Annotated in this window: 13 protein-coding genes and 1 pseudogene; 9 read left to right on the top strand and 5 right to left on the bottom strand. The window is 64.4% G+C overall.

All coding sequences use genetic code 11. The features are described 5' to 3' along the window. The 3 genes and pseudogenes from ACTJGZ_RS12580 to ACTJGZ_RS12590 all read left to right on the top strand — a co-directional run. Positions 1–3,033 (top strand): annotated as a pseudogene (locus tag ACTJGZ_RS12580) (excinuclease ABC subunit UvrA); the annotation flags it as partial. Continuing rightward, a complete protein-coding gene (locus ACTJGZ_RS12585; protein WP_441663262.1) occupies positions 3,033–4,268 on the top strand; it encodes an aminodeoxychorismate synthase component I in 1,236 nt (411 codons plus the stop codon). The pseudogene ACTJGZ_RS12580 and the gene ACTJGZ_RS12585, both read left to right, overlap by 1 nt. Continuing rightward, positions 4,231–4,878, top strand: coding sequence for an aminotransferase class IV (locus ACTJGZ_RS12590; RefSeq protein WP_441663263.1), 648 nt, complete (start codon positions 4,231–4,233; stop codon positions 4,876–4,878). Before ACTJGZ_RS12585 ends, ACTJGZ_RS12590 begins: the two co-directional genes overlap by 38 nt. A 14-nt stretch (positions 4,879–4,892) precedes the next feature. Here ACTJGZ_RS12590 and ACTJGZ_RS12595 read toward each other — a convergent pair whose 3' ends face one another. The 4 genes from ACTJGZ_RS12595 to ACTJGZ_RS12610 form a co-directional block, all read right to left on the bottom strand. Continuing rightward, a complete protein-coding gene (locus ACTJGZ_RS12595) occupies positions 4,893–5,867 on the bottom strand; it encodes an Rpn family recombination-promoting nuclease/putative transposase (RefSeq protein WP_441663264.1) in 975 nt (324 codons plus the stop codon). A gap of 242 nt (positions 5,868–6,109) precedes the next feature. Beyond that, on the bottom strand, positions 6,110–6,955 hold the full coding sequence (locus ACTJGZ_RS12600; RefSeq protein ID WP_441663265.1) for a tRNA threonylcarbamoyladenosine dehydratase: 846 nt from the start codon (positions 6,953–6,955) through the stop codon (positions 6,110–6,112). A gap of 22 nt (positions 6,956–6,977) precedes the next feature. Continuing rightward, positions 6,978–9,071, bottom strand: a complete 2,094-nt coding sequence (locus ACTJGZ_RS12605) for a MacB family efflux pump subunit (RefSeq protein WP_441663266.1) — start codon at positions 9,069–9,071, stop codon at positions 6,978–6,980. Next, entirely contained in the window at positions 9,072–10,226 is a 1,155-nt protein-coding gene (locus tag ACTJGZ_RS12610; protein ID WP_441663267.1) for an efflux RND transporter periplasmic adaptor subunit, read from the bottom strand. Positions 10,227–10,838: 612 nt separating this feature from the next. Between ACTJGZ_RS12610 and ACTJGZ_RS12615 the strand changes: the two genes are divergently transcribed. The 6 genes from ACTJGZ_RS12615 (at position 10,839) to ACTJGZ_RS12640 (ending at position 15,688) form a co-directional block, all read left to right on the top strand. Then, complete coding sequence (locus ACTJGZ_RS12615; protein ID WP_441663268.1) at positions 10,839–11,474, top strand: gamma-glutamylcyclotransferase; 636 nt, start codon at positions 10,839–10,841, stop codon at positions 11,472–11,474. 115 nt (positions 11,475–11,589) lie between these two features. Continuing rightward, positions 11,590–12,222 carry a pyridoxamine 5'-phosphate oxidase gene (gene pdxH / locus ACTJGZ_RS12620; RefSeq protein WP_441663269.1) on the top strand — a complete coding sequence of 211 codons (633 nt, stop codon included), beginning with the start codon at positions 11,590–11,592 and terminating at the stop codon, positions 12,220–12,222. Positions 12,223–12,315: 93 nt separating this feature from the next. After that, positions 12,316–12,828: a flavin reductase family protein gene (locus tag ACTJGZ_RS12625; RefSeq protein ID WP_441663270.1), complete on the top strand. Its 513-nt coding sequence runs from the start codon at positions 12,316–12,318 to the stop codon at positions 12,826–12,828. 75 nt (positions 12,829–12,903) lie between these two features. Next, positions 12,904–13,758, top strand: a complete 855-nt coding sequence (purU, locus tag ACTJGZ_RS12630) for a formyltetrahydrofolate deformylase (protein ID WP_441663271.1) — start codon at positions 12,904–12,906, stop codon at positions 13,756–13,758. A 15-nt stretch (positions 13,759–13,773) separates the two neighbouring features. After that, entirely contained in the window at positions 13,774–14,463 is a 690-nt protein-coding gene (locus ACTJGZ_RS12635) for a TetR/AcrR family transcriptional regulator (protein ID WP_441663272.1), read from the top strand. Between the two features lie 322 nt (positions 14,464–14,785). After that, positions 14,786–15,688, top strand: a complete 903-nt coding sequence (locus ACTJGZ_RS12640) for a shikimate dehydrogenase (RefSeq protein WP_441663273.1) — start codon at positions 14,786–14,788, stop codon at positions 15,686–15,688. Between the two features lie 83 nt (positions 15,689–15,771). On the opposite strand, the gene ACTJGZ_RS12645 is transcribed toward ACTJGZ_RS12640, so the two are convergent. Then, on the bottom strand, positions 15,772–16,432 hold a 661-nt coding region (locus ACTJGZ_RS12645), incomplete at its 5' end, for an L-threonylcarbamoyladenylate synthase (protein ID WP_441663274.1).

Raw genomic sequence — 16,432 nt, forward strand, 5'->3', positions numbered from 1 at the left:
CTGGCGCAGGCTGCGCGCGGCGGCATCAGCACCGCCAAGGTCGCCAAAAAAGGCAGCCTGTTCCTCTTCGACGAACCCACCACCGGCCTGCACTTCGACGATGTGGCGCGCCTGATGCGCGCTTTCCGCAAGCTGCTGGACGCTGGCCATACCTTGCTGGTCATCGAGCACAATCTGGATGTCATCCGCGCGGCCGACTGGCTCATCGACCTGGGCCCCGAAGGCGGCGACCTGGGCGGTGAAGTCGTGGGCGTAGGCACGCCTGAGCAGCTCATGGACAACCCGCGTTCGCACACTGGCGCGGCCCTGCGCGAAGACCAGCAGGCGCTGGCGCCCGTGCCGCTGGCGCCGGTGCCCGCGCCCGGCGCGGCGCTGGCCGTGGCCGAACCCATGGCGCGCTATCAGGCTGCCCCGGAACACGCCGCCATCGAAATCCACCATGCGCGCGAGCACAACCTCAAAGACATCAGCGTCGATATTCCGCGTGACCGTTTTACCGTCATCACCGGCGTATCGGGCTCAGGCAAATCTACCCTGGCCTTCGATATTCTGTTCAATGAAGGCCAGCGGCGCTATCTGGAATCGCTCAATGCCTATGCCCGCGCCGTGGTGCAACCGGCCGGCAAGCCGGACGTGGATGCCATCTTCGGCATTCCGCCCACGGTCGCCATCGCCCAGCGCACCAGCCGCGGCGGCCTGAAATCCACCGTCGCGACCATGACGGAGATCCATCACTTTCTGCGCCTGCTGTATGTCAAACTGGGCGTGCAGTATTCGCCCGACTACAACGTGCCGGTCGTGCCGCAAAGCCCGCAGCAAATCGTGGCGCGCATCCTGCAGGAACATGGCGGCCAGCAGGTCGGCCTGCTGGCGCCGCTGGTGCAGGCGCGCAAGGGCTACTACACCGATCTCGCCAAATGGGCATCAGGCAAAGGCTATACCCACTTGCGCGTGGACGGCGAATTCACGCCCGTGCGCCCCTGGCCGCGCCTGGACCGCTACAAAGAACACACCATCGAACTGCCCGTCGCCGATCTCCAGGTTGATGCCACGGCCGAAGCGCAGCTGCGCACCGCCGTTCAGGAGGCGCTGGACCATGGCAAAGGCACGATGACGCTGGTCTGGCCGCTGGACCCGGCACGGCGCGACATCGCCCGGCCGCTGCAGCAGGCGGTCTTCTCCACCAAGCGCACCTGCCCCATCAGCGGCGTCAGCTTCCCCGAACTGGACCCGCGCCTGTTTTCCTATAACTCCAAACACGGCTGGTGCCCCACCTGCTTCGGTACCGGCGTGATCGTCAAGGGTTTCGATGCGGAAGCCACTGGCGAAGAACTGGCCTGGACGGAAGCCGACGGCGAAGCTGTCACCTGCCCGGATTGCCACGGCAAGCGGCTGAACCGCATTGCCCTGGCGGTGCGCTGGCAGGACCGCAGCATTGCCGACCTGGCCGCGCTGTCGGTCAACGAAGCCCACCAGTTCTTCCAGCAACTGAGCCTGAGCGGCCGCGATGCCGAAGTCGCCCGCGATATTCTGGCGGAAATCCGCGCCCGGCTGCGCTTCATGCGCGAAGTCGGCCTGGGTTACCTGACCCTGGACCGCAGCGCCCCGACCTTGTCCGGCGGCGAAGCGCAACGCATCCGCCTGGCGGCGCAGTTGGGCTCCAATATGCAAGGCGTCTGCTATATCCTGGATGAACCCACTATCGGCCTGCACCCGCGCGACAACCACATTCTGCTTGACGCCCTGCAGCGCCTGGAAGGCAACGGCAATACGCTGGTGGTCGTCGAGCACGACGAAGACACCATCCGGCGCGCGGCCCATGTCATCGACATCGGGCCGGGCGCTGGCGTGCGCGGCGGCACGGTCGTCGCCACTGGCACGCTGGAAGACATCATGGCCGCGCCTGCCTCGGTGACCGGCCGCTTCCTGGCCCAGCCGCTGCCTGCGCCCGCCGCCGCGCGGCGCCCGGTGGACGGCGCAACCCCGGCGCTGATCGTGCGTGATGCGCGCCTGCACAACCTCAAGGATGTCAGCGCCCGCTTCCCGCTGGGCCGCCTGAATGTCGTCACCGGTGTTTCCGGCTCCGGCAAATCATCGCTGGCCCGCGATGTGCTGCGTGACAACCTGGCCTTGGCCCTGGCCTCTGCCGACCCGGATTTCCGCGCCTGGCGCCATTGCCAGGGCGTGGACAACTGGCAGCAGATCGACCGGGTGCTGGAAGTGGACCAGACCCCCATCGGCAAAACCCCGCGCTCCTGCCCGGCCACTTATGTCGGTTTCTGGGATGAAGTACGCAAACTCTTTGCCGATACCCGCGAAGCGCGGCTGCGCGGCTGGAGCGCCAGCCGCTTCAGTTTCAATACGGGTGATGGCCGCTGCCCGGTCTGCGAAGGCCAGGGCATGCGCACCATTGAAATGAGTTTCCTGCCGGATATCAAAGTGCCCTGCGATGCCTGCGGCGGCCAGCGTTTCAACCTCGATACGCTGTCAGTACAGGCTCGCGGCAAGCATATCGGCGAAGTGCTGTCGCTGGAAGTCGATGATGCCATTGGCTACTTTGCCGCCCACCCCCGCGTCGCCCGGCCGCTGCAATTGATGCAGGATGTCGGCCTGGGCTATCTGACGCTGGGCCAACCTTCTCCCACGCTTTCGGGCGGCGAAGCGCAACGCATCAAGCTGGTGACCGAACTGGCCAAGGCACGCATGGATGCCGGTGTCATCCGCACTGGCCGGGCCTCGCGCGCGCCGCATACGCTGTATGTGCTGGACGAACCGACGGTCGGGCTGTCCACGGCGGATGTGGAAAAGCTGATTGATGTGCTGCACCGCCTGGTCGATGCCGGCAATACTGTCGTGGTCATCGAACACAATCTGGATGTCATCGCCCAGGCCGACTGGGTGCTGGACCTGGGCCCCGAAGGCGGCGACCAGGGAGGGGAACTGGTGGTGCAGGGCATGCCTTCACAACTGGTTGCGGCGCAGGCGTATTCACACACGGGCCGGGTGCTGGCGCAGCATCGGGAGACGCATTGATGCATTGCCGTTTTGAAGACCGCCTGACCGGCAGCGCGCTGGTCATGGAAGGTGAGCCGCTGCGGCTGGCCGTTGCCAGCCCGGCGGCGCTGGACGACACACTGGCCTTGCTCGATGAGGCCAGCGCATCCGGCAAGTGGATCGCGCTGGCGCTGGAATATGAACTGGGCGAATGGCTGGAACCCGGCCTGTCCCGCACCGAGGAACCCGCAGCCAGCGCGCCCTTGTCGCGCCAGCCGGTCAGTCCCAGGCTGCGGGCCTGGGTCTTCGACTCGGCCCGGCGGGAAACGCCCTGGCAGCCCGACCCTGGCCGCGCCGCCGGCATTACGGCCATCACGCCCAGGCAGGCGCGCGCCGATTATCTGAAGCGCATTGAGACAGTGCGCGCGCACATTGCCCAGGGCGATGTGTACCAGATCAACTACACCATGCCGCTCGATGTCAGCTTCGAAGGCCACACCGAAACCCTGTATCGCCAACTGGCCAGCCGTCACCCCTGCGCCCATGCCGCCTATATCGAAGATGGCGACTATCGGCTGCTTTCCTTCTCGCCTGAATTATTCGTGGCCCGCACCGGCGATACCCTGCTCTGCCGCCCCATGAAGGGCACGGCGCCGCGTCACCCCGACCCTGCCGCCGATTTCGCGCTGGGCCAGGAGCTACGCGCCAGCGCCAAAAACCTGGCGGAAAACCTGATGATTGTTGATCTGCTGCGCAATGATCTGGGCCGCCTGGCCAGCACCGGTTCCATACGCGTTGACCCGCTGTTCGAACTGGAAAGCTACCCTTCCGTCTGGACCCTGACCTCCACCATTCATGCCGCCGCGCCGCAAATGCCGCTGGGCCGGCTGCTGCGCGCCCTGTTTCCCTGCGGCTCCATTACCGGCGCGCCCAAAATCGCAGCCATGCAGCGCATCCGCGCGCTGGAACCCTGGCCGCGCGGCGCCTATTGCGGCAGCATAGGCTGGGTCGCCCCTGGCGGAGACTGCTCGCTCAATGTCGCGATACGCACGCTGGTATCGACGGTGCCGGGCAAAGGCGCCTATCATGTGGGCGGAGGCATCGTGCATGATTCGGATGCCGCCATGGAATGGGAAGAGTGCCTCTGGAAGGCGCGCCTGCTCCTGGATGCCTGCCGCGACGACAATGTGCTGTCGCGCTGGTCGGCGCGTACAACCCCCTTGCCGGGCCCACGACATGCCGCAACTGATAGAGACTCTGCGCACGGAACCTGACGGCAGCATTCCGCTGCTGGCGCTGCACATGCGGCGCCTGCGGGCTTCAGCCGAAGTGCTGGGCTATGTCTGTCCGGTCTGTGATATCGGTGGCGCGCTCAAACGCTGTGCCCAGTCCCTGCCCGGTGAAATCCACCGCCTGCGCCTGCTGCTCTGGCGCACCGGTCTCTACACCATCGAAGCCTCCCCTCTGCCCCCCCAGCCCGCCAAACTGCTGGCCGCGCTCTCGGCCACCTTGCTGGATGCCGACGAGCCTTACCTGCGCCACAAAACCACCCGCCGGCCGCTATACGCCCCCGCGGGCGACTGGCTGGCGCGGCACCCGGATATCTTTGATGTCCTGTTCTTCAACCAGCGCGGCGAGCTCTGCGAAGGCAGCCGCAGCAATGTCTATCTGCGCCTGAACGATGGCAACTGGTACACCCCGCCGGTCAGCAGCGGCCTGCTGCCTGGCGTACAGCGCAGCGCCTTGCTGGAAAGCGGCGCCGTCCAGGAGCGCGTCTTGAACCGCCAGGATCTGGACACCGCACAGGCCATCCGCCTGTCCAATGCGCTCAGGGGCTGGATAGATGTCAGCCTGGCCAGCGCCCGCTTTGAATACACCCCCTGACACCCGCACGCAGCTCAGACCGTCAGAAACACTTGTTCCAGTGTCTGTGCCTCCAGCACATTCAAGGACCACCGCTTCAACTCATCCTGGCTGGCCTCAGACAAACGCCTCAGGGATGCCGCCGGCAACTCGCCGAACTTGCGCGCCAACAGGCAAGACAGCAATTCCAGCTGCCCTTCCTGGCGCCCTTCGAGGCGTCCTTCCATACGAGGTCTCAAGGTCCAATCGCGTGAATGGGCAATCGTCATGGTGGTTAACTCCGGCAGTGCTTCGGTATCGGGTAATGGAATATGGGCAGGCAAAGCGCGCGGCAGAATGACATGGCGCACCCAGGCGCCCAGAATGCGCATCAACTCCGTGTCTTGCCGGGCGCGGCGCATCAGCGACTGCATCAGCGCGGCCGCCTGCTCCACGCCCTGATTATGTTCCAGCATAAAAATCAGGCTGGCCAGATTGTCCTCAGGCAAGGCATTCTGTGCCACCAATTGCCCCATGTCCACCAAGAAATAACTGTGTTGCAACTGATACGGCCGCAGCAAGGCGGGCACCGGCCCCAACAGTTCATCCATGCTTGTGCCATATCGCCATTGGCGTATCCCGCTATACAGCACCAAGGGCAGCATCAGCGGCAATGGCTGCCTCGGACTCAATAATTTGTGGCCCAGCAAGGTCTGGTAGGTCAAACCGGCATAGCTGGCCATGCGCAATGCCATGACCCGGTCAGCCGAGGACTGATGCTCCAGCAGAAAGACCAGAAAGACCTCAGCCCCGGCTTCGCCCGCCTTCACGTCTTCTTTGCCGCGTACTCGCCAGACCAAATCGCCGCGGCGCTGCCGTGACGGATCGGCCAAATGTTCGGCAGGCACGATTTGCAGTGAATCCATATCCAGCAGCGCCAGCACCTGGGCCGGCATGAATCCTTCCAGCAAGGCGCGCATCACGGCGGGATGACCGAAAAGACGGCGGTAATGGGGGTCGGAATGATGCATGGGATGCCTTTACCCAACAGCGGGCGGAGCATCCAATGTAAGAACTTTCGTGACCCGCAATGGGCCATTGCGCAGCACCCTTTTCATGCGGAGTTACCAACATGCCGGCGCGATGCCGCACCGGGCCTGCCGGGTAAGGCCTGCCGGTATGCCAGCCAATGACGCCAACTCAGTGACGCCTGCCTGTGACGCCTGCAACTAACACCAGCCCAGTACCGCCAGCCCAATAACGCCAGCCCGGCTCAGCGCTGCAGCAGTTTCTGCACCAGCTGGCTGGATGCCGCCATGCCCATGGCCGCAGTCACCATGACGGCAGAACCATAGCCAGCGCAGGACAGGCCCTGGGGCGCGGCGTTCGCCTCATTGGCTTCGCACGCCGCACCGCCATTCTGTTCCCAGGCAGCGGGCAGAATCGCCTGCTGCTCCAGCCACAGCACCGGCACGCCCATATTGGGAATCCGCCGCGGGGCTTTGCCTGCCACCACGGCCGCGCGGGGATAGCCGTGCTCACGCCGCAGCTTGTTGCGGATTTTTGCCAGCAGGGCATCGTGATTCGCGCGCGACAGATCCCCGCCGCGCAAGGCCAGCGGGTCCGTCTTGCCGCCAGCGCCGCCGCACATCAGGAAATGCAGCCCCAGCCGCCGGCTTTCCAGCGCCATGGCAATCTTGGCTGCGACCTGGTCGGTACAGTCCAGCACGGCATCCGGGCGCGGCGCCAACAACGCCGCCACATTATCCGGCGCCACAAAATCATCCACCAGCGTCAAACGGCAAGCCGGATTGATGCCACGGATACGCTCGGCCATGGCTTCAATCTTGGCCTGCCCCAAGGTGCCGCTCAGGGCATGCACCTGGCGGTTCACATTGGATTCGGCCACATGGTCCAGATCCACCAGCGTCAGCGCCCCGATGCCGCAACGCGCCAGTGCCTCGGCGGCCCAGGAACCCACGCCGCCGATGCCTGCCACCAGCACATGACTGGCCTGCAGGCGCGCCAGCGCCCCAGGTCCATACAGGCGGTCCAGGCCACCAAAACGCCTGACGGGATCGGCTTGTTCCGACGGCATCTGCTCTGCAATATCGTTCATGACGCTATTTTCCCACGGCCTGTCAGTCCCGCGCCAGCGCTTCCACCGGATCCAGCCGGGAAGCATTGCGCGCCGGCAGAAAACCGAATACCACCCCGATCGCCGTCGCGCTGGCGAAAGCGGTCAACATGGCCGGTACCGAATAAATCATTTCCAGCCCGATACCGGCACGCCGCACCAGTTCTCCCAGCCCCAAAGACAGCAGAATCCCCGCCAGCCCGCCCAGCAGGCACACCAGCACGGCTTCGATCAGGAACTGCCGCATGATATCGGCGCGGCGCGCCCCAACCGCCATGCGGACGCCGATTTCGCGGGTGCGCTCAGTCACCGAGACCAGCATGATATTCATCACGCCAATGCCGCCGACGATCAGCGAAATCAGCGCAATCGTGGAAATCAGCAAGGTCAGCGCGCGCGTGGTGCGCTCCACGGTCTGGCGGATGGAATCCATATTGAACGTGAAGAAATCGCGCACGCCATGGCGCCGCTCCAGAAAAGCGGTGATCTGCCGTTCCGCATCTTCCACAGCAAACGCATCATCCACCCGCACGGTAATGCTGCGCAGCGACTGGCTGCCGGTCAGGCGCGCCATGGCGGCGGTGTAGGGAATCCAGACCCGCAGGTTTTCGCCCCCCATGCCGTTGAATACGCCATCGCCATCTGCCACTACGCCTATCACCCGCACTGGCAACTGCCCCAGGAATATGGTCTTGCCCAAAGGGTCTTCAGCGCCAAACAGCTCGCGGCGAGTATTGGCATCTATGACGGCTTCCTGCGCCAGCGTCCGAATACTGTCGCCATCAAAAATCCGTCCGGTCTGCAATGTCAGGCCATTGACGCGGAAGTATTGCTCGCCCACGCCCGCCGCCATGCCCAGCCTGGCCACGTTGCCATAACGCAAACCCACCGCCTGGCTGACTTCAGGTGTCACGCTATCGGCATACAACTGCCCGGCCAGCGCTTCGGCATCCGCGCCCACCAGCGTGCGGATCTCTCCGGCACGCTCGTCACCAAAGCCCTGCCCTGGAAAAATCTGGATGGTATCCGTGCCCATGGCATTGATGTCGCTCAATACCTTTTCCCGCGTGCCCTGCCCCAACGCCACGACAGACACCACGGCCGCAATGCCGATCACGATGCCCAACATGGTCAGCGCCGCCCGCAGCCGATGCGCATTGAGCGACACCAGCGCCATGCGCAGCGCCTCGGCAAAACGGGTCAGCCAGCCCGCGCCCTGACGCCGGGTCATGGCAGGCAGCGGCGCGCTTTTGGCCAAGGCCTGGCTGCCGCCCTGGCTAGCCTCCCCGGCGTTGCTGGCCGCGCCAGGCGCCGGGCCTGCCATGGCACCGGGCACCGCCTCAGTGGCCGCCTCAGTAGTCGCTTCAGGCACCGCCGCAGTCACTGCATTGGCCACTGAACCGGCCCCTGAATCAGCGACCTCCCGGTCAGCCACAATCGCGCCATCGCTGATTTCAATGATGCGCCGCGCATTCGCCGCCACGCCCATGTCATGGGTCACGATGATGACGGTATGCCCGGCGGCATTGAGCGCTTTCAGGATATCCATGACCTCGCGGCCGGAATGAGTATCCAGCGCGCCAGTCGGCTCGTCCGCCAGGATGACCTCGCCGCCATTCATCAAGGCCCGGGCAATACTCACACGCTGCTGCTGCCCGCCCGATAGCTGCGCCGGCCGGTGCGTCAGACGGTCGCCCATGCCCAGCCGCTGCAGCAGCGCCGCGGCGCGCGCGCTGCGTTCGCTGCCGCCGGCCCCGGCATAAACTGCCGGAATTTCGACATTGGCCTGCGCATCCAGCGCCGGCAGCAAGTGATAACGCTGGAAAATAAAACCGAAACGCTCACGGCGCAGGGTGGCCAGCTCGTCGGCGTCCATCTGCTGCGTATCGCGCCCGTCCACACGGTAGCTGCCGCGGCTGGGGCGGTCCAGGCAGCCCAGCACATTCATCAGGGTCGATTTGCCCGACCCTGACGCCCCGACAATCGCCAGCATTTCACCGGCCTCGATACGCAGGGAAACACCGCGCAGCGCAGCGACCGTTTCTTCGCCAGCGCTGAACTCGCGCCAGACATTTTCCAGCTCCAGCAACGCGCCCACTTAGCGGCCTCCCGGCGGGCCATGCGGCGCCTTCAGGCTGCCGCCCGAACTGCGCGCGGCCTCACCGACAATCACCTCATCCGTCTCCGACAGGCCATCCAGAATTTGCACATGGGCCTTGTTATCCATGCCCACCCGCACCTGCTTTTCCACCGGCTTGCCCTGCGCATCCAGCACCCGGACAACCGCCGCGTCCGCGCCTTCGCGCCGCAGGATCGCCGCAGACGGCAGCAGCCAGGCATCCGCCGCTTCCTCGAACACAATACTGACCTTGGCTGTCATGCCGATACGCAAGGCGCCTTCCGGGTTCTCGACATCGAACAGCCCGTTGTAATAGACCGCCGCGCTGGTGCTGGATGTCCCTGCCGTCACCGCCTGGGCATCGTCCTTCATGATGAGCGCTTCCGGCGCGGGTTCAACCGCGCGCAAGGTCGTCCGGTATTCCTTGCCCGGTTCCCCCAGAATGGAGAAGCGCACGGCCATGCCCGGCTTCACCCGGACAACATCGGCTTCGGAGATCTGCGCCTTGACCGTCATGGAGTCCAATGCGGCAACTTTGATGATGGTAGGCGCTTGCTGCATGGCGCTGACCGTCTGCCCTTCCTTGGCGACAATCGCCACCACCACGCCGTCCATGGGCGAGGTAATGCGCGTGTAACCCAGATCCACGCGCGCGCTGTCGAGATCCACCTTGGCCTGGTCCAATTGCGCCTTGACCTGCGCCAGCTCGGCCTGCGCCACATCCAGGGCGGAGCGGGCATGATCCAGCCCTTCCCGCGTCCCGGAACCGGTGCGTGCCAACTGCTGCTGGCGCTCGTAATCGCGCTGCGCTTGCTGCAAGCGCGCTGTCTGCACCGCCACCTGCGCCTGCGCCAGCTCCAGCGCAGCCGTCGCTTTGCGTACCGCATTCTGCTGCGGCAAAGAATCAATCTGCGCCACCAGCTGCGTATTCTGCACAGGGTCGCCCAGTTTGACTTTCAGCGATTCAATCCTGCCGGACACCTGAGCGCCTACGCTGACCTGCTCGGCGGCCTCAAGCACGCCGCTGGCGAGCACCTCATTCTGGATATCGCCTGGCGCCATGCGTGCCGTGACATAGTTGGCGCCCTGATCGGAAGCTGGCCACAGCCACCATCCCAACAACAGCAACAGCACTATCAGCGCCGTCCATCGGCCCCGCTTTCGGAACCATTTTTTATCAGCCATCCTGTCACCGCATTGTCCGGTTTACTGCCACCCAGGCAGCAAAATCCATATCATACTGAAGCGCGCACGCCTGCGCCGGCACGCTCCGCCAGCCGGGAGACAGACGCGGCCGCGCCATGCCTGCCTGAAAGTGTGGTTTCTTCGCCACCATTTGCCTGCGCAGGCTGGCACTGCAGCCGCTCAAGCCGCCCCTTTGCGGCCGTGCCCGCCTGCAGGCCATCCACCTCCAGCCTGCCGCCACCGCCGCCAGCCAAACCGCCGCCGTCCCGCGCGCTCGCGCCGCCCGCCAGGCTCGCGCCGCCGCCCTGGCGCCCCCGGCAACCTCCCCCTTGACGCCCTGCGGGGCGCTTATATCCTCGCCATCGGTTAAAAAGAATCTTTATATAACCATTATTTATATAAATTCCATGACCGGGAGGACTATCTTTATGCACATGCGCTGCATAACAGCCTTGTGAACCAAGGCTTTGCCGTCGCAGGACGCCTTCGCATCCACCTACCGGTGCATGCCGGAAGATTGCCAGTAATTATTGACCGCCTATCGCCGTGACCACCCTTGTCATGAGCGGAGCCCACTCCGCACACATCCCGCTCTGGACGCCCGAACAGCTCCAGACATCCCAGGATGCGCTGCTGTCGCAGCACGCGCCTGGTGAAGATGTCTGGATTTATGCCTATGGCTCGCTGATCTGGCGCCCGGATTTCCCCTTCCTGGAACGCCGCGCCGCTACGCTGGTCGGGCACCACCGGGCGCTGTGCCTGTGGTCCTGCATCAATCGCGGCACGCCGGAACAGCCTGGCCTGGTATTCGGCCTGGATCTGGGCGGTTCCTGCCGGGGAGTGGCCTACCGCATCGACGCCAGCCAAATCGGCGCCATCTTTCCCCGCCTCTGGCAACGTGAAATGTCCACTGGCTGCTATCAGCCGCGCTGGCTGCGCTGCCGCAGCGACGCGGGTGATATCCGGGCGCTGTCCTTCGTCATGAACCGCAGCCACCCCGGCTACATCACCGGCATGAGCGAAGCGGAACAGATTGCCATCATTCTTGGCGCCTCGGGCACTTGCGGCCCATGCTCCGACTATGTGCTGGAAACCGCCAAGGCCTTGCGCCAGGCCAATATCCACGACGAGCGCCTGGACCGTCTGGCCCGCCAGCTGGAACCTGCCCTACAGGCCCGCCAGACACTGGCCGCCTGACACCCCCGCCCGCAGCGCGGCGCCGCAAAACCCGGCGCGCGCCTGCGGTTTGCTGCCCCGGACTCGCCTGCCGTTATACACTCGGGATATCCCGACTCTCATATGACGCCGCCTCATGTCTCTTGCCGACCTGCGCCAGACTTATAGCCGCGACACCCTGCTGGAACAGGATCTCGCGCCTACGCCCCTCGAACAATTCCAGCACTGGTTCCAGGCCGCCCAGCAAGGCGAAGTGGCGGAGCCCAATGCCATGACGCTGGCCACGGCTGACGCGGACGGCAAACCGGATGCCCGGATCGTCCTGATCAAAGGCGCCGATGAGCGCGGCTTCATCTTTTTCACCAATCGCGACTCGCGCAAAGGCCAGGAAATGGCGGCCCAGCAGCACGCCTGCCTGCTGTTTTTCTGGCAAGCACTGCAACGCCAGGTCCGCATCGAAGGCCGGATAGAATGGCTGCCCGATGCCGAGTCCGACGCCTACTACCACAGCCGTCCGCTGGATTCCCGCCTGGGCGCCTGGGCCTCCCGCCAAAGCGCGACCACAACGCGCGCCGAACTGGAAGCCGCCTTTGAAGCGGCCCGCGCCAAGTATGGTGAAGAGCCGCCGCGGCCGCCCCATTGGGGCGGTTATCTGGTGCGCCCCGAGGCCGTGGAGTTCTGGCAAGGCCGACCTTCACGCCTGCACGACCGGCTGCGTTATGAACGGCAAGCCGATGGCCAATGGCTTATCCGCCGCCTGGCGCCTTGAGGTCAGCCCCGGTCCCAGCGCCTGTTTCCTTCCTGTTGTTGCCAGGCGCGCGAACTGCCGCGCGCCTTTATGCTATCCCCTGCAAGCCCTGTCATGACTCCTAACCAGCCCGATTTCGACTCCGCCCACTTCCGCGCCACTCTGGGCCGTTTTGCGACGGGCGTCACGGTCATCACAACGATGCAGCCCGACGGCAAGCCGGTGGGCGTTACCATCAGCTCCTTCAATTCCGTTTCGCTGACGCCGCCGCTGATCGTCTGGAGCCTCATGCAATCCTCGCATCTGCTGCCTTTGTTCACCAGCGGACAGGCTTATGTGATCAATGTCCTGTCCCATCAGCAGCAGGAGCTGGCCATGCGCTTTGCCCGCGGCCCCAGCGAAACCCGCTACGATGGCCTGCCGGATCTGCGCACCGAGGCCGGCACCCCCTGGCTGGGCGCGGAATGCGCCGCCTGGATGGAGTGCCGCCCCCATGCCCATCATGAAGCGGGCGATCACATTGTCCTGATCGGACAGGTAGAGCGCTGCGCCCATGGCGAAAACGCGCCATTGATTTATCATCGCGGCAACTTCAATCTGACGCCTGCTGCCGGCGCTGCCGCCTGAGCCGGCCCGCTCCCGTCATTCCGGGCCCGTGCGCCGCTTTGCGCCAGCAGCCCATTCATAACAATATCGCCGACCATGTCGCACCAAGACTACATCCTGACCCTTTCCTGCCCTGACCGCACGGGCATCGTCTATCACGTCAGCCAGCTGCTGTACCGCCACCACTGCAACATTCTGGATTCGCAGCAATTCGGCGATGAAGACACGCAGCGTTTTTTCCTGCGCGTGCATTTCCGCCAGCCCATCGGCAGCGACCATGCCGAACTGCGGGAACAGATGTCGCAAGTCGGTTCGCAATTCGCCATGGAATGGCAGCTGCATGATGTCCAGCGCCGCTCGCGCCTGCTCATCATGGTCAGCAAGCAGGGCCACTGCCTGAACGATCTGCTGTTCCGCACGCGCAGCGGCCAATTGCCGGTGGACATTGCCGCCGTGGTGTCCAACCACAATGATTACGCCAATCTGACGGCCTCTTACGGCATTCCCTTCCACTATCTGCCGGTCACGGCCGATACCAAGGCGCAGCAGGAAAAACAGATTCTGGACATCATTGCCGCCGAAAAGGTGGATCTGGTGGTACTGGCCCGCTATATGCAGATTCTGTCGCCGGAATTGTGCCGCGCGCTCTCAGGCCGTGCCATCAACATCCATCACAGCTTCCTGCCCAGCTTCAAGGGCGCCCGCCCGTATCATCAGGCTCACCAGCGCGGCGTCAAAATCATCGGCGCCACGGCGCACTACGTCACGGAAGACCTGGATGAAGGCCCCATCATCGAACAGGATATCGCCCGCGTGGATCACACTCTGACGCCCGCCGACCTGACGCAAGTCGGCAGCGATATCGAGTCGATGGTGCTGTCGCGCGCCGTGCGCAGCCATGTGGAACACCGTATTCTGCTCAATAACAACCGCACGGTTGTGTTCCGCTGACGCCGGGAACGCGCCATGACCAAGCAGTCCGATGCCGCGCCGCGTCCCGAGCCCAAAAGCAAGAACAAGACCGGCCGCACCAATGATCCCAAAAGGACCATGCAGGATATTATCGAGATCGCGACGCAGGAGTTCGCCCGCAAGGGCCTGACCGGCGCGCGCATCGACGAAATTGCCGCCCTCACGCGCACCAGCAAGCGCATGATCTATTACTACTTCGAGAACAAGGAAGGCCTGTATGTGGCGGTTCTCGAAGCGGTGTACCGGCGGCTGCGCAGTATCGAAAACGAGCTGCACCTGGAAGACCTGGACCCGGAAGCCGCCATGCGCCGTCTGGTCGAATTCACCTTCGACTACCAGTATGCGAACCCCGATTTCGTGCGTCTGGTGATGACGGAAAACATTCATAACGGCGTTTATCTCGCCCGCTCCCGGATCATCCAGGAGCTGAATGTGCCTGCCATAGCCTCCGTCAGCTCGGTCTATGAGCGCGGTGTCGCGCAAGGCCTGTTCCGTCCCGGGCTGGCCGCCATCGACCTGCACCACTCCATCAGCGCCCTGTGTTTCTTCAATGCCTCCAACCAGAGCACCTTTTCCCTGGTGTTCAAGCGTGACTTCAATCAGGCCGAGGCACAGGCTGCCAGGCGCGAGGCGGCCGTGGATATGATGATCCGCTATGTGCGCCGCAATCCCGCCATCGACTGATCCTTCCCAGGGCCGCCAATGCGGCCCTGAGTATTTTTACGCGGCGGCGCGCAGCCCGGCCTGCGGAAAACTCCCTATCAAACATTCTTGTGCTTATCGGTTTTATCCCTCAGAATATAAAACTAACTAGTTCGTATATTATTGACCCCAAGGCCCGGGCGAACCCCTTTTACGGTCTCACGCCTCTCGTCGCTGCGCTTGCGCGCTTCCTGCCTGTCCTGCCATCCAGAACAGGCCAGCCGCCGCCAGGCAGCGCCGTTCGCCAGTCAGCCAGCCGGGCCGCCCTTTCATCCAGGCAGCGCATCCCCTACCAAGACACGCCATGTCCCAGACTCGTTCCGCTTCCCAAGCCTCCTCCTCCGCCCCTCGCGCCAGTTATCTGCTGGGTCTTATCGGCTCCGGCATTCAGCTGTCGATGACACCCGCCCTGCATGAAGAAGAGGCCCGCAACCAGGGCATGAAGCTGCATTACCAGCTCATCGACCTGGACCGCTCGCCGCGCCAGGACGGCGCGCTGCCCGAACTGCTGGAAGCCGCCCGCGTCATGGATTTCGCCGGCCTCAACATTACCTATCCCTGCAAGCAGATCATTCTGCCGCTGCTCGACAGCCTGTCGGCCGACGCCGCGGCAATGGGCGCTGTCAACACCGTTGTCATCCAGGACGGCAAGCTGCACGGCCACAATACGGATGGTTCCGGCTGGCGCTGGGGCATTCAGCGCCACCTGCCCGATGCCAAGCTGGATCATGTCGTGCTGCTGGGCGCAGGCGGCGCTGGCGCGGCCATTGCCCATACCATCATTCAGATGGGCGCCCGCGCGCTGCGCATCGTGGATGCCGACCCGCAACGCGCCGGTGCCCTGGCAGCCGAGCTGAACCGCCAATACCGCACCCATGCCGCCAGCGCTGCCGCCAGCGCTGCCGAAGCCCTGGAAGGCGCCTGCGGCCTGGTGCATGCCACGCCTACCGGCATGGCCAAACTGCCCGGCCTGCCGCTGGACGCAGCCTTGCTGCGCCCGGATCTCTGGGTGTCTGAAATTGTCTATTCGCCGCTGGAAACGGAGTTGCTGTCAGCCGCCAAACGCGCCGGTTGCCGCACCGTGGCAGGCACCGCCATGGCAGTCGGTCAGGCGGTGGATGCCTTCCGCCTCTTCACCGGCCATGAGCCCGATGCCGACCGCATGGAAATACATATCCAGACCCTGATCCGCGCCCGCAATCAATAAACGGGCAAAACAAAAAACGCCGGGTTCACGCCCGGCGTTTTTTTGTCTGTCCAGCGGCCTGTGTTCAGGCAGCCCCCGCCGCCTTATTCAAAAGCGGCAGCCGCCCGTCCCAGGCGATCCCGGACGGCATCCCACTGGCCGTCTTCCGGCAAGCGCTGCACCAGGATTTCGCTATAGCCGCCCGCATCCAGCTCACGCAGCAAGGAATAAAGCTGCCTGGCATAGGCATCCGGGCCGCCAGTCACATGGCGCCAGGCAATGCCTGGCAGATTGCCCAGATTGGCCGATGGCATCCCCGAGGTATCGTGCACCACCACCGCCAGCGCCGGCCCGGCCTGGCCTGCGGCGCGTTCCGCCAGCAATGCCGACAGCCTGACGGTGTCATAAAGACGCACCGGCGTGGCGGGCGCGTAGTGCGCCTTGAGCGTGCCGGATGCCCGGGGCGCCTGCGCATCCGGCCGCGCCGGCAAGCTGCCCGTCACACTGGCAATCTGTTCCGGCGTGATATGCCCGGGACGCAGCAAGACCGGCCCTATGCCTTCCTGTACCCGGGAAACATCCAGAATGGTCGATTCGATACCGACATCCGATGCCCCGCCTTCCAGCACCTGCAATTCTCCTGCCGCCAGTTGCGCAGGAAATTCGCCGCGCACATGTTCGGCACGCGTGGGTGACACCTTGCCATAGCGGTTGGCCGACGGGCCAGCCACGCCCGCGCGCTGCCCGGGCCGGAGGCGTGCGAAC

The sequence above is a fragment of the Kerstersia sp. genome (genome assembly GCF_052103615.1).
Lineage (GTDB): Bacteria > Pseudomonadota > Gammaproteobacteria > Burkholderiales > Burkholderiaceae_B > Kerstersia.